The organism is Cyanobacteria bacterium GSL.Bin1, assembly GCA_009909085.1.
Taxonomy (GTDB): Bacteria; Cyanobacteriota; Cyanobacteriia; order Cyanobacteriales; family Rubidibacteraceae; genus Halothece.
On sequence record JAAANX010000140.1, the window covers coordinates 1 to 14,283 of the forward strand.

The 14,283-nt window shown below is 46.4% G+C and carries 8 protein-coding genes, 2 tRNA genes and 3 rRNA genes; 1 reads left to right on the forward strand and 12 read right to left on the reverse strand.

The window, feature by feature from the left end; translation table 11 throughout:
• Together GVY04_17120 and pstS are read right to left on the reverse strand one after the other, a co-directional pair.
• Positions 1-510 (reverse strand): transposase (locus GVY04_17120; protein NBD17786.1); only part of this gene is annotated, 510 nt, incomplete at its 3' end.
• A 154-nt stretch (positions 511-664) separates the two neighbouring features.
• The gene (pstS, locus tag GVY04_17125; GenBank protein NBD17787.1) at positions 665-1,603 is read right to left on the reverse strand and encodes a phosphate ABC transporter substrate-binding protein PstS family protein; all 939 of its coding nucleotides are present in this window, start codon (positions 1,601-1,603) and stop codon (positions 665-667) included.
• A 448-nt stretch (positions 1,604-2,051) separates the two neighbouring features.
• On the opposite strand from pstS, the gene GVY04_17130 reads away from it, so the two are divergent.
• Positions 2,052-4,361, forward strand: coding sequence for an alkaline phosphatase (locus GVY04_17130; protein ID NBD17788.1), 2,310 nt, complete (start codon positions 2,052-2,054; stop codon positions 4,359-4,361).
• A 95-nt stretch (positions 4,362-4,456) separates the two neighbouring features.
• On the opposite strand, the gene rpmA is transcribed toward GVY04_17130, so the two are convergent.
• The 10 genes from rpmA to GVY04_17180 form a co-directional block, all read right to left on the reverse strand.
• Positions 4,457-4,729, reverse strand: coding sequence for a 50S ribosomal protein L27 (rpmA, locus tag GVY04_17135; GenBank protein ID NBD17789.1), 273 nt, complete (start codon positions 4,727-4,729; stop codon positions 4,457-4,459).
• A gap of 36 nt (positions 4,730-4,765) precedes the next feature.
• The gene (gene rplU, locus GVY04_17140) at positions 4,766-5,167 is read right to left on the reverse strand and encodes a 50S ribosomal protein L21 (protein ID NBD17790.1); all 402 of its coding nucleotides are present in this window, start codon (positions 5,165-5,167) and stop codon (positions 4,766-4,768) included.
• A gap of 107 nt (positions 5,168-5,274) precedes the next feature.
• On the reverse strand, positions 5,275-5,985 hold the full coding sequence (locus GVY04_17145) for a methyltransferase domain-containing protein (GenBank protein ID NBD17791.1): 711 nt from the start codon (positions 5,983-5,985) through the stop codon (positions 5,275-5,277).
• Complete coding sequence (locus GVY04_17150; protein NBD17792.1) at positions 5,982-7,700, reverse strand: ATP-binding cassette domain-containing protein; 1,719 nt, start codon at positions 7,698-7,700, stop codon at positions 5,982-5,984. The genes GVY04_17145 and GVY04_17150 overlap by 4 nt, the downstream gene beginning before the upstream one ends.
• Before the next feature lie 120 nt (positions 7,701-7,820).
• A complete protein-coding gene (locus GVY04_17155; protein ID NBD17793.1) occupies positions 7,821-9,143 on the reverse strand; it encodes a hypothetical protein in 1,323 nt (440 codons plus the stop codon).
• Between the two features lie 185 nt (positions 9,144-9,328).
• Positions 9,329-9,445: ribosomal RNA gene (rrf, locus tag GVY04_17160) — 5S ribosomal RNA — on the reverse strand.
• A gap of 59 nt (positions 9,446-9,504) precedes the next feature.
• Positions 9,505-12,391: ribosomal RNA gene (locus GVY04_17165) — 23S ribosomal RNA — on the reverse strand.
• Between the two features lie 132 nt (positions 12,392-12,523).
• Positions 12,524-12,596 (reverse strand) — tRNA-Ala (locus GVY04_17170).
• Between the two features lie 4 nt (positions 12,597-12,600).
• A tRNA-Ile gene (locus GVY04_17175) sits at positions 12,601-12,674 on the reverse strand.
• 111 nt (positions 12,675-12,785) lie between these two features.
• Positions 12,786-14,275 (reverse strand): 16S ribosomal RNA (locus GVY04_17180).
• The 16S, 23S and 5S rRNA genes sit together here with 2 tRNA genes alongside, the layout of an rRNA operon.
• Positions 14,276-14,283: the final 8 nt, after the last annotated feature.

A 14,283-nucleotide genomic window follows, 5' to 3' on the forward strand; every position in this document is an offset into this window, starting at 1 on the left:
GAAGGCAATGTGATTGTGGAGTCTCTCTACTTTCTTTCTGGCTTTATCGTAATTTTTCGACCTTTTCTTTTTCCTGGACAGTCTCTTTTGCAGCAATTTCAGCTCGCTTTCGAGATCCTTGAAAAACTTTGGTCTGGGTAAACGAAACCCATCAGAAGTCGCTAAATAATCCAGAAGTCCAATATCAACACCTACCGCTCTCCCCCAGTAACCAACTTGTGGTACATCTACATCGGAAGAAATAGAGAGAACGGCAAACCAACCAACTGCTTTTCGCACCACTCGCACTTGTTTGACTTTGAATCCTTCTGGAATCGGTCGATGGAAGTTGCACACAACTTTACCTAATTTGGGCAGTTTGATTGTATTCCCAAAAATAGGTGAAAGGTTGAATTGAGGGAAAAGGATTGATTTGAACTGTCCAATCTTTTTGAACCTAGGAAACCCATATCCCCTAGCGCGAAAAAAGTCCCAAGCATCATGTAATCGTCTAATAGTGGTTTGAAGCACTTGAGACGGTACTTTTGCCAGTCTTGGGACTTTACCAGTTAAGATCCTTGCCTTATTCGAGATGACAGCAGGAAGATGCAGAACAATTAACAGTTCTGCATCTTAAGGTTAGGAATGAAGCTAATCGCAAATTTCCAGTCCAATCTAAGGAATTTTAATTGGCAATTTTCTGCTCTTCGTAAGCGCTTCGGGAGAGGGGAACATACCCAACTTCACCAACCAGATCAGGGGCATTGTCCATGAAAAAGTTAACATAAGAGGTGACTTGGGGCTTATCCATAGCAGATTTGCTCACATACATGAACAGCGGACGAGATAAGGGCGCATACTCACCACTTTCAATGGTTTGCTGGCTGGGCTTAACCGGCTCACCTTCTCCATTATCAACACCCAGTGCTTTCAGACCATCTTGGTTTTCAACGTAGTAGGCATAACCAAAATAGCCAAGAGCATTTTGATCATTTTCCACACCAACAACCAAAACACTGTCATCTTCACTGGCCGTGTAGTCGCCTCGGCTAGCACCTTCTTCACCAACAATTACTTCTGTAAAATAGTCAAAGGTACCGGAGTCAGAACCAGGACCAAACAAGCTCATTTGCGCATCAGGCCACTCAGAGCGAACATCATTCCAGTTAGTGACTGACCCTTGAGCTGCAGGTTCCCAAATGGTTTTTAGTTCCTCAACGGTTATGGCTTCTGCCCAGTCATTTGCGGGGTTCACAACGACTGTGATCCCATCAAAAGCAACCCGCATTTCGGTAAATTCAATACCATTTTCAGCACATCTCTGAGCTTCCGACTCTTTGATCGGACGGGAGGCATTAGAGATATCAGTTTCGCCACGGCAGAATTTCTCAAAGCCACCGCCACTGCCGGAAACACCAACGGTGACGTTATAATCACTCTCTTTTTGGAATTCTTCAGCAACCGCTTCTGCAATGGGAAAAACCGTGCTCGAACCATCAATCGCGATGATATTTCCTTGAGAACGGACTTCAGAAACAGTGAATCCTAGCGCTACAGTTGCTAGGGCAGCTGCTCCCGCAATAGAAAAATGTTTAAGTGAAAGTTTATTTTTAGGTACTACCATAATCAGTAAAATTTCGATTAGAGTTACATCCATCCTAAAGATTACTCAGTTAAGGTTAAGAGATCTTTAATTTACTTTTATTAATTTATTAAAATTTAGATAAATTTACCAGTCCCTTGCTCTTGACTTAAGGACGCTTAAAATGGAAATCCCTCTCCTGTACATCCAGAGAAGGCAAAATGAGATGAGACACTGAGTTGATGAAATAAACCCTAGGCGTCTTCAAAATTGACTGGATTAATGAGTTAGCGTTTTGCCATTTAGACCGTAATGATCTGTTTTTAGTAATTGTCGTAGAAATTCGATCAGATATGTATCGATCTACACATGATTTAATCAAAACTTAGAAAATTGATTATCTAAAAATAAATAGAGTTTAAATTTTCCAGCCTACTTTAAAAAAAAAGCTGAGCTAAGGCTTAAATTCAAGTGAGGAAAATTTGAAATCATGGCGAAAAATATTATTACAATTGTTCCCGATGGGATGGGATGGGAAATGGCCCGTGCCGGCGCGATCGCGAAATTAATCGATGAAGGACATGAAGGAGAAACCCTTGATGACTTTTTCACTGAAGGGAAAGGGGAAGGCTCAAGTTTTATGGAGCTAGACGGCTTCACTTGGGCAACCACCTACCCAATGACTGTTGATGGCGATAAAGGCAATTCTGCTTTTGAGGGAGATCCTTTTGAGCGTCCTACCGGAGAAGGAGAACTTCGAGAAGGGTTTGAGGAGGAAAATTTTGAGTTTGATCCCACCTTTAACCCAGAACAAGACCCTGAGGGAGGAAATCTTGTTGGCTGGGATGTTGAGCGAGGCGGTCCCAATCCTTGGACGACTCCTGACAAGGAATATATCAAAGAAGGATATACTGGCTCTTCCCAAGCCGGGACAAATATTTTCGCTGGCGAGAAAACTTATAATCCTGCTTTAGGGGTTGATCTCTTTGAGCAACCAGTAGAAAGCATCATGGACATCGCCGAAGAACTGGGCAAATCCACTGGGACAATCTCTGATGTGCCTGTTAACCATGCGACCCCATCGAGCCCAGTCGTTGGCGTTAACCATCGTAATAAGCTCGATGCAGATTATCCGGACATGGATAATGTCCTGCAACAGATGTTACGGGGTGATACAGAAGTTGACCTCATGCTAGGAGGTGGCCATCCTTTGGATCAAGGAAACTTCAGTGGAACAGGTGGTGGATTCAACTGGCGCTATATTACCGAAGACAACTACGAGCATCTCAGCAATAATCCTAATGCTGAAGATAATCGCTATGGAGTTAATTTCCTTGAGCGTGGTCCAGGTGCTTCAGAAGAATTAATGGAAACCGTGGCAGAGCTTGATCCCACTGCAGGTGATCGCCTTTTCGGTCTCTATGGTGCTCGGGGTCAAAATGGGAACCTGCCCATGCGAAGTGGAGATGGGAGTTACGACCGCACGGGTTATAATACCTTCGCCCACCGCAGTTCTCAACTTGAGAGCGAAGACGGAGAATTTGTTGATCCCGAATATGCTCGTCCTTTAATGCCCGGTGAAAGCGAGGAAGAATTCATTGAGCGAGAACTAGATGAAAACCCTACCATTATGGATATGGCGCAATCTTCCTTAGACTTTCTAAGTAAGGATGAAGATGGGTTTTTCTTGCAACTGGAACTCGGTGACTATGATTGGGTTCTTCACGACAATAATTTAGATGCCATGTTGGGTCGGCATCAAGATCTTGACCAAACAGTGGAATTAGTCGTGGATTGGATTGAAGAAAATGGCGGTTGGGAAGAAAATCTGTTGATGGTTGTTCCTGACCACGATCACTACTTAACCTTAAATGATAACTTCCCTGAACTTTATCGTGAAAAAGGTCCGGAAGCTCTCACGGAAGCATTTGATCCCAAAGAAGCTGGACACTTTTGGGGATCGGATGCAGAAGATAAATACCAGTGGGGGACTCATACCAACCGCCCTGTTCCAATTTATTATCAAGGTGAAGGTTCAGAAATTCTTGATAACTTAATTGGAGAAGGATATGAAGTGTTCGGGGAGCAAGTTCCTGGGATTGAAAACCAGATCGATCTGGTTCACATCTTTGAAACGATGAAGGAAGCCTTGCTGAGTTCAGAAGAAGCTCCAGAACAGCCAAGATTACCTATATTTGGTAGCTCTGAGGACGATATTTTAGAAGGCACCATTGATTTTGAAGGAGATGGAGATCTCATCTTCACTGGCGATGGCAATAATCTAGTTGATGCTTCCCTTACTCTCGGTGGTAATCGAATTTATGGAGGTAACGATAACGACGAATTATTTGCTGGCACCAATGATCGCATCTTTGCTGGTGGTGGGGATGATATCCTTGATTCTTCCCAAGGGAGTGGTAATAATCGCCTCTATGGAGAGTCTGGAAACAATATCTTTATTGCTGGCAACAATGATCGGCTCATTGGGGGTGACGATAATGACCGTTTCTTCCTCTCTGAAGGTCAAGGCAATAATACTGTAACCGGTGGACTTGGTGAAGATCAGTTCTGGTTAGGAGCAGGTCAGTTGCCTAATGAACTCAACATTATTACTGACTTTACTGCTGGAGAAGATGTTCTTGGGTTAGGAGGACTTGACTTAGAATTCTCTGGTCTCAGTATTGGCGAGAGTGAAGAGACCCCTGAAAACACTGTCATTGGCGTGAATGACCAAGATCTTGCAGTGCTGTTAAATGTGGAAGCAGATTCACTAACTGAAGCTAACTTTGTATTTGTGTAATTTGCTATTTGCTTAATCAGAAACTAGAATTTCGCCCTCTCTTGCTAGCTTGAGAGAGGGCTGAAATAGTTTGTATATATTGATTGGGCTAATGATTAAGCAGTGGTTGCCTTTTCTACAGGAAGAATACTAACTTTGCGACGGCTTTTTCCATAGCGATCAAAACTGACTACGCCGTCAACTAGGGCAAATAATGTATCATCATTACCGCGACCTACATTGAGTCCAGCGTGAATTTTAGTGCCGCGCTGACGGACTAGAATATTGCCAGCACGAACCACTTGTCCGCCGTAACGTTTCACGCCAAGACGTTTTGAATTAGAATCCCGTCCGTTACGAGTACTGCCTGTTCCTTTCTTATGAGCCATTGTTAATCCTCTTATTCAATCTTCTTGTTTACAATTTTACTCAGAAGCGGTTTCTACAACTTCTGGCGTTACTGCTTCGGTTTCCGTGCTTTCTGTGCTGTCAGCTTCAGCAATTACCGAACCATTGAGGCTAATGGAATTAATCATGACGCGAGTTAATTCCTGGCGGTGTCCCCGTTTTTTACGATAGTTTTTCTTGGGCTTCATTTTATAGACGAGCACTTTCCGCCCGCGCAAGTGACTCATGATGGTTCCTTGTACCGTTGCCCCCTCAATATAGGGTTGACCCACTGTCACTTCACCGTCATTATTGATGAGTAAGACTTTATCGAAGGTATAGTTCCCTTCTTCATCAACGTGCAAACGGTTTAAGTCATAGAAAGAACCCGGCTCAACTTTAATCTGGGTTCCACTGGCTTCTACAATTGCATAACTCATGATTAATCCTTAAAAATGCCGTACAGGTAGCGAAAGTTTCGCTTTGACTAATGTCCGACCTGATCCGAGCAGGAGACACAATCTAAAATTATATCTCGAAATTTCAATTAGAGCAATCCCCCAAAAACACCAAGATTATAGTATTTCCAAATCACTGCTGTTTTAGAGAATCCCGCCTCTTTTAACATTTGGAAATGCCTGTCAAGGGTGGCGAGTTGATCCTGACTGGAATAGCCTTGGGTATCGCTTTTACCAATTTTACTGCGCACTGCCTCGAGATCAAAACCTTGTTTTTGCGCCCAACGTTGGCGAGATTGTTGATAAATATCGGTCAGTTCAGGAAATTCGGGAAGTAGCGGATCAGCATTCCAGAATTGTCCACCCGGGTTGAGAGAACGGGCAATTTTCTGGAAGAGTTTTCCTTTCATTGCATCAGTGAGATGATGAATGGCAAGGGAAGAAATAATAGCATCAAATCGGCTTCCGACTTCAGCATCCGCTTCATCATTGGCCCAAGCCCCAAAGTCTAATTGCAGCGTTTTGACGCGATCGCGCTCTCCTTGAGCATCTAATTTCGCTCCCACAAAGTCAATCATGCGCGGAGAATAATCCACGGCAACCAGTTCTGCATGGGGACACTGTTTGAGGACTTTTACGGTCAGTTCGCCGGTTCCACACCCTAATTCTAAAATGCGACTGCTTTGAGAAGGAACACACAGCGCGATCGCATCTAACATTTCATCATAATACGGCAACAATTGCCGAATATTCGTATCAAATTCTTTTGTTTCTGCGAATACTTCACCGGGAAAAATCATGATTCTATTGGTGCTGTAATTGGTTTTAATTGCCAAGATTGATCTTCTGATAATTCTAAAATAAGTTGATGATATTGTCGTAAGGTGGGGCGGTGTCCAACACTAACATAAGTCAACTCAATAACTTGCAATTGCTCGTAGAGTGCTTCTTCATTTTCAACATCTAAAGCACTCGTTGCTTCATCAAGGACGACATAGCGCGGTTGGTTAATTAAAATTCTGGCAAACGCAACTCGTTGCTGTTCTCCTAGTGACAAAACTTCTCCCCAATTCATTTCAATATTTAAGCTGCCAAAGCGTTCAATGAGATGGGGAAGATTAACTTTATCTAACACTTCTGCTAGCTGTTCGTTGGTTAACTCTGTTTCTTTTTTCGGATAGATTAATTCTTCTCTCAAACTTCCCAAAATCATATAAGGACGTTGGGGTAAAAACAGAATTTCTGACAATGGAGGACGGATAATTTTACCACTTCCCGATTGCCATAAACCAGCAATTGCCCGGAGTAAAGAACTCTTACCACAGCCGCTTGCGCCCATAATTAGTAGCCCCCCGCCTTGGGGAATATCAACCGTTAAATTTCGCACTAAAGTGCGTTGATAATTGGGGGTTTGTAAGGTCAATTCTTTCACTGCAATCTGCTGGTCATTGACCATTTCAATTGTTGGATTAGGACTTTCGTCTTTCTCTTCTTTTTCAGAATCAGCAAGATTAATATAGTCAGCAAAACCAAAAATTCTGTTAATTCCTGCACCAAATTCGGTCAAAGATTGAAAGCGTGTAATGACAAAATCAAGAGCAAAAAAGATTTGTAAAAAAGCCCCTTGCGCTTCGGTTACTTTCCCTACTGCCAGTTCTCCAGAAAAAACTCGCGGTGCCAAAATTAAAAAAGGGATAGCATATGTAATCAGTTGGAACGTATTAGTAAAAGACTTTAAACCTAAATCTTGCCATAAAATTAAGCGCTTAAAATTATCAAAAACATCATCAAAGCGAAATTTAACTTGGCTTTCTTCTTGTTCTTCTCCTTGGTAAAAGGCAATGGATTCAGCGTTTTCCCGAATGCGAACTAAACCAAAACGAAAATTAGCTTCTCGTTTCAGTTGTTCAAAGTTGAGGCGAACTAATGCTTTGCCAAAAACGCCCACTGTAATTAAAGTTCCAACGATTGCATAAATAAATAGAAAAATTACTAAAGGATAAGAAATGGTCCATAATTCGCCGCTAAATCCAATCACTTGAAATAAAGAAGAAAGAGTAATTAACAAAAAAGTTAGTGACTCTTGAGTAAAGGAACGAACATCTTGAGAAATCCGTTGATCAGGATTATCGATATCGCCATAAGAGGTTAATTTATAGTAAGCGCGATCGCGAAAATAATGATCGAGAAAACGTCCCGTTAACCATCTGCGCCAAAATAATCCTAAGAGATCGATTAAGTACTTTGCCCCTGCAAATAAAGGAATATAGGCGAGAATGACACCAAAATAGACCAGTAATCCACTCCAAAATTGATCTTCACTCATTTGGGAGAGGGCAGTAATTAAATTTCCTCGTTGCTGATTGAGAATGACACTGAGAACTGTATAAGTAATCAGCATGAGGGTAATGACAAGTAATAGCCCTCTCGCTTTCCATTTTTCATCACCAAACCAATAAAGGCGCGCGATCGACCAAAATCGCTTTAGTAATTGAAAATTAATTCGTTGTTGCATCTAGTTTTTTTGTCACACTATTCAATTAAACTGTTGCTAGTGTAACGAATTATGAAGGTCAAAGTTATTTGACGAAGCAATTAGTTTTTACTGTCCTTTAGTGTGCAGAATCAGTTTTGATCAGGATGATAGACGACGTTTCCAGTCTTCATCAATTTGATCGCTACGTTCCGCTTCTTGTTCTATTAAATCTTGCTCTGTAGAATAAGCAATGTTTTCCTCGCTTAAAACAGTTTGTGAAGCAAACGCTTGCGCTTCTTGTAATTTATTGTGTAATTGTTGATCACCACTTGCTAAAATTCGCGCCCGTCGAAAACGTTCGTCATTGCGAGAAGTTATGCCTTTATTTTTTTGTTGAATCCAAAAGTAACGAATTAAAGGAATTATCAAATAACCAATTGCATAAGCAAGTAGTATACCATAAATTCCATTAACAAAAGCAACTAATCCTCCCATTTGTGCAGCGAGTTCTCCTGACAAGAGAGACCCTAGCATTAATGCTAAGATTAAATTCAGTCCTCCTAATCCAATGGCAATCATTTTTTGGGTACTACTTGCTTTGGTAAATTGCCAAGATTTTTCTTGTAAATAAGAGGGGACAGCGTCCTGCTTCTGCATAGTTGCTGTTACTTGTAAGTCTGGAAAATAATAAATAATATGCCCCTCTTCTGTAACTTCTGGCACCCCATTAAATCGGGTTAGAACCGGTAACATATAATCTTCATTTTCCCAACTGTTAGCATCAATATCATCGAGATAGGGGGCAATTTGTTCACCAACAACTGCACCTTTATTTTGTTGAATAACACTTCCGATTTCTTGCCAGCGCCGTTCTTCTAATTTTGCATTCGGATTACCATCACCAAAAAGAAAAGAAAAAATGGCTTCGAGAAAACTTAACTCACTTTTTTGGCGACGATTTGGTTTTGTTTTCTCTCGTCTAGCAATTGGTTCATCAGCTTCGTAGTATCCTGGCGAGAAAAACCAGAATAAATCAGGACCAAACCAAAAGGGGAAGAAGCCAAAGGAAAATCCTCCTCCGCCTCCCATACCATTATCAGAATCTCCTTCGTCTGAGTTCATTTGCACGCCAATGATAATTAAAGAAATCGTGATTGCAATTAAAATGATGGATGCAATCAAGACAATGCCAAAGGAAATTCGGATGAGATAAAACAAGACACCCCAAATTTTATCCCACCACTCTTGCAAGCGTAAACGTAGATATTTATTACGCAGAATACCACGGAAGTTTTTTGGAAAAAGATAGGTAATATCGCCAGTTTCGCTGACTTGCAAATGCCCACCTGCATCCGCTGCTAGTGCGACTAAGCCTTTTTGGGCATCTCGTAGTTTTAAGCCAGTTTCAGCCGCAACATCACCGACTGTAACCCGATAGTCGAGTTTTTCAACTGAGTTAGTAATAAGAGGATTAGGAGTCATGATTGAATGTAATTGACAATTAAGAATTGACAATTGAGGTCCCGACAAAAGGGGTTTATATCTTCTCTTCGATCCTAATGTATCAATTACAAAATGTAACCCACTCTATCTCACTCAATAAAATATTATGAAATAATCCTAAAAAAATGATCCCCCCGATCAAGGGGGGAGGGGGTAAAGAAAGAACCTGGCACTGAGCTATTTTCCCAGACAGTTCCCCGTCAAGTATCTTCGCCGCGGCAGCGTTTCACCACCGAGTTCGGGATGGGTCGGTGTGGGTCCACTGCGCCTTCAGCACCAGGAAAGCTTTTCGGTCTGAAACTAACAGAACCCTGAAGACTGCATGTCACCAAGCTAGTTTGAGGTCAAGCCCTCGGTCGGTTCGCATGCGTAGGCTTCATCTGTTACCAGACTGCCACCGCGCACCGATTAACAGGTGTTCTTCCTGTGACCTTACTTCCTTGACGGAATGAGAGCACTCATCTTGAGGTGGGCTTCCCACTTAGATGCTTTCAGCGGTTATCCACTCCGCACTTGGCTACCCTGCGTTTACCGTTGGCACGATAACAGGTACACCAGCGGTGCGTCCTTCCCGGTCCTCTCGTACTAAGGAAGGCTCCTCTCAATGCTCTTGCGCCTACACCGGATATGGACCGAACTGTCTCACGACGTTCTGAACCCAGCTCGCGTACCGCTTTAATGGGCGAACAGCCCAACCCTTGGGACCGACTTCAGCCCCAGGTTGCGATGAGCCGACATCGAGGTGCCAAACCTCCCCGTCGATGTGAACTCTTGGGGGAGATCAGCCTGTTATCCCTAGAGTAACTTTTATCCGTTGAGCGACGGCCTTTCCACGCAGTGCCGTCGGATCACTAAGGCCGACTTTCGTCCCTGCTCGAGTGGTAACTCTTGCAGTCAAGCTCCCTTCTGCCTTTGCACTCTGCGGCTGATTTCCAACCAGCCTGAGGGAACCTTGGCGCGCCTCCGTTACCTTTTAGGAGGCGACCGCCCCAGTCAAACTGCCCGCCTGAAGCTGTCCCTTCCCCGGCTCACGGGTGAAGGTTAGAATTCTAGCTGAACCAGAGTGGTATCTCACCGATGGCTCCAGTTTCCCCACAAGGAAACCTTCTTCGCCTCCCACCTATCCTGCGCAAGCTCAGCCCGAACCCCACTTCAGGTTACAGTAAAGCTTCATAGGGTCTTTCTGTCCTGGTGTAGGTAGTCCGTATCTTCACAGACATTCCTATTTCGCCGAGTCTCTCTCCGAGACAGCGCCCAGATCGTTACGCCTTTCGTGCGGGTCGGAACTTACCCGACAAGGAATTTCGCTACCTTAGGACCGTTATAGTTACGGCCGCCGTTCACTGGGGCTTCGGTTGCTAGCTTCGCCCCGCAGGGCTAACCAACTTCCTTAACCTTCCAGCACTGGGCAGGCGTCAGCCCCCATACTTCCTCTTTCGAGTTGGCGGAGACCTATGTTTTTGGTAAACAGTCGCCTGGGCCTCTTCACTGCGACCAGCTCTCGCTGGTACCCCTTCTCCCGAAGTTACGGGGTCATTTTGCCGAGTTCCTTAGAGAGAGTTATCTCGCGCCCCTTAGTATTCTCTACTTCCCCACCTGTGTCGGTTTCGGGTACAGGTAGTTCCAGTTTTTGGTGCTTCGGGCTTTTCTGGGGAGTCTGATTTGTCTCACTTCCCCGCCGTAGCGGGTCGGTCTCGCGCCTTAGCTCGGGGCGTTTTCGCCGCCCTTCTTCACCTTCGCACGCTTGCACCCAGATTTCCAACACTGGGCTGAGTGAAACCTTCTCCGTCCCCCGACACCAACTGCAACTAGTACGGGATTATTCACCCGTTGTCCATCGACTACGCGTTTCCGCCTCGCCTTAGGCCCTGACTAACCCTCCGCGGACGAGCCTTCCGGAGGAACCCTTAGGGTTTCGGGGCTTTGGATTCTTACCAAAGTTTTCGCTACTCAAGCCGACATTCTCACTTCTGAGTCGTCCACACCTGCTTGCCGCTAGTGCTTCTCCCGACTCAGAACGCTCCCCTACCACTCATTTCTGAGTCCACAGCTTCGGTAGATGACTTAGCCCCGTTCATTTTCGGCGCGGGAACGCTTGACCAGTGAGCTATTACGCACTCTTTTAAGGGTGGCTGCTTCTAGGCAAACCTCCTGGTTGTCTGGGCGTTCCTACCTCCTTTTTCACTTAGCCATCATTTGGGGACCTTAGCTGGTGGTCTGGGCTGTTTCCCTCTTGACGATGAAGCTTATCCCCCACCGTCTCACTGGCGGTTTCCCCACTGGTATTCTGAGTTTGTCTCGCTTTGGTACCGCTTTCGCAGCCCGCAGCGAAACAGTGCTTTACCCCCAGTGGCTTAAGACCGCTGCTGCGCCTAAACGCATTTCGGGGAGAACCAGATAGCTCCGAGTTCGATTGGCATTTCACCGCTAACCACAACTCATCCGCCAACTTTTCAACGTTGGTCGGTTCGGACTTCCACTTGGTACTACCCAAGCTTCCTCCTGGTCATGGTTAGTTCACCCGGGTTCGGGTCAATTAGCTGTGACTGACGCCCTGTTCGGACTCGCTTTCGCTTGGGCTTCGCTGCTTTCCAGCTTAACCGGCCACAGCCTAATTACTCGCCGGCTCATTCTTCAACAGGCACGCGGTCAGACGTTCAATCGTCCTCCCACTGCTTGTAAGCTAACGGTTTCACGTTCTTTTTCACTCCCCTCGCCGGGGTTCTTTTCACCTTTCCCTCGCGGTACTGGTTCGCTATCGGTCACACAGGAGTATTTAGCCTTACCAGGTGGTCCTGGCGGATTCATTCGGGATTTCTCGTGTCCCGAACTACTCGGGATACAGCTCCGCTCGTTTCGTTGTCAACTACAGGACTTTTACCTTCTCTGGTGCAGTTTTCAGTTGCTTCGTTTAACGCTTTGAGTCGGGTGATGCTGTCCCACAACCCCAACCACCGCAGTGGTTGGTTTAGGCTCTTCCCCTTTCGCTCGCCGCTACTTGGGGAATCACTTTTGTTTTCTTTTCCTTCGGCTACTGAGATGTTTCAGTTCACCGAGTTAGCTCGTTGCTGCCTATAGATTCAGCAGCTCGTACAAAGGGTTCCCCCATTCGGAGACCTGCGGCTCAAAGCTTGTTTCCAGCTCCCCGCAGTGTTTCGTCGGTTACCACGTCCTTCTTCGCCTCTGTGTGCCGAGGGCTCTCCCGTTAGCTCTTGGTAGCTTGACCTCGGTTTTTACTTTTTGACTTGGTGACTATGCAGTTTTCAAGGTTCTGGTCTGGAGCGAACTCCAGCAGTCGTTAGCTTTCTAACGGTGCTGAGGTAACTCTAAGGGTCTGGGCTTGACTCCGCTGGCGGAGATGGAGGTAAGCGGACTCGAACCGCTGACTCCCTGCGTGCAAGGCAGGTGCTCTACCAGCTGAGCTATACCCCCGAGATGGGCTATCCTGGACTTGAACCAGGGACCTCACCCTTATCAGGGGTGCGCTCTAACCAGCTGAGCTAATAGCCCAGGTTCCCCAAACCTAGGTGGAAAAGCCTTTTTTTCTCCCACGACCGACCTGGGAGTGGAAGGTTTTGCTCTTACTTCTGTTTCAGAGTTCCCCTCACTTGGTCTCCCGATTAAGGAGGTGATCCAGCCACACCTTCCGGTACGGCTACCTTGTTACGACTTCACCCCAGTCACCAGCCCAGCCTTCGGCGCCCCCCTCCGCGAACGGTTAGGGTAACGACTTCGGGCTTGGCCAGCTTCCATGGTGTGACGGGCGGTGTGTACAAGGCCCGGGAACGAATTCACCGCAGTATGCTGACCTGCGATTACTAGCGATTCCTCCTTCAGGCAGGCGAGTTGCAGCCTGCCATCTGAACTGAGGCCGAGTTTGCTGGGATTCGCTGACTCTCGCGAGCTCGCTCCCCTTTGTCCCGACCATTGTAGGACGTGTGTTGCCCAGAGCATAAGGGGCATGCTGACTTGACGTCATCCTCACCTTCCTCCGGTTTGTCACCGGCAGTCTCCCTAGAGTGCCCAACTCAATGCTGGCAACTAAGGACGAGGGTTGCGCTCGTTGCGGGACTTAACCCAACATCTCACGACACGAGCTGACGACAGCCATGCACCACCTGTCTCCGCGCTCCCGAAGGCACTCTCCACTTTCCTGGAGATTCGCGGGATGTCAAGCCCTGGTAAGGTTCTTCGCGTTGCATCGAATTAAACCACATCCTCCACCGCTTGTGCGGGCCCCCGTCAATTCCTTTGAGTTTCACACTTGCGTGCGTACTCCCCAGGCGGGATACTTAACGCGTTAGCTTCGGCACGGCTTGGGTCGATACAAACCACGCCTAGTATCCATCGTTTACGGCTAAGACTACAGGGGTATCTAATCCCTTTCGCTACCTTAGCTTTCGTCCCTGAGGGTCAGGTGCGACCCAGTAGAGCGCTTTCGCCACCGGTGTTCTTCCCAATCTCTACGCATTTCACCGCTACACTGGGAATTCCCTCTACCCCTGTCGCCCTCTAGCACACCAGTTTCCACTGCTCTACCGGAGTTAAGCTCCAGCCTTTAACAGCAGACTTGATGTGCCCCCTGCGGACGCTTTACGCCCAATAATTCCGGATAACGCTTGCCTCCTCCGTATTACCGCGGCTGCTGGCACGGAGTTAGCCGAGGCTGATTCCTCAGGTACCGTCAGGACTTCTTCCCTGAGAAAAGTGGTTGACAGCCCAAGAGCCTTCTTCCCACACGCGGCGTTGCTCCGTCAGGCTTGCGCCCATTGCGGAAAATTCCCCACTGCTGCCTCCCGTAGGAGTCTGGGCCGTGTCTCAGTCCCAGTGTGGCTGCTCATCCTCTCAGACCAGCTACCGATCGCTGCCTTGGTAAGCTCTTACCTCACCAACTAACTAATCGGACGCGAGCTCTTCTCCAGGCGGAAACCCTTTTTACCTTGCGGCTTATTGGGGATTAGCCGTCGTTTCCAACGGTTGTCCCCATCCTGAAGGTAGATTCTCACGCGTTACTCACCCGTCCGCCACTCAGCCCGAAGGCTGCGTTCGACTTGCATGTGTTAAGCACGCCGCCAGCGTTCATCCTGAGCCAGGATCAAACTCTCCATGTTGAGAGCCG

Coding starts and splice junctions, on each gene's coding strand:
- GVY04_17130 (NBD17788.1), top strand. CDS start 2,052: ATGGCGAAAAATATTATTACAATTGTTCCCGATGGGATGGGATGGGAA.
- pstS (NBD17787.1), bottom strand. CDS start 1,603: ATGGTAGTACCTAAAAATAAACTTTCACTTAAACATTTTTCTATTGCG.
- rpmA (NBD17789.1), bottom strand. CDS start 4,729: ATGGCTCATAAGAAAGGAACAGGCAGTACTCGTAACGGACGGGATTCT.
- rplU (NBD17790.1), bottom strand. CDS start 5,167: ATGAGTTATGCAATTGTAGAAGCCAGTGGAACCCAGATTAAAGTTGAG.
- GVY04_17150 (NBD17792.1), bottom strand. CDS start 7,700: ATGCAACAACGAATTAATTTTCAATTACTAAAGCGATTTTGGTCGATC.
- GVY04_17155 (NBD17793.1), bottom strand. CDS start 9,143: ATGACTCCTAATCCTCTTATTACTAACTCAGTTGAAAAACTCGACTAT.
- GVY04_17145 (NBD17791.1), bottom strand. CDS start 5,985: ATGATTTTTCCCGGTGAAGTATTCGCAGAAACAAAAGAATTTGATACG.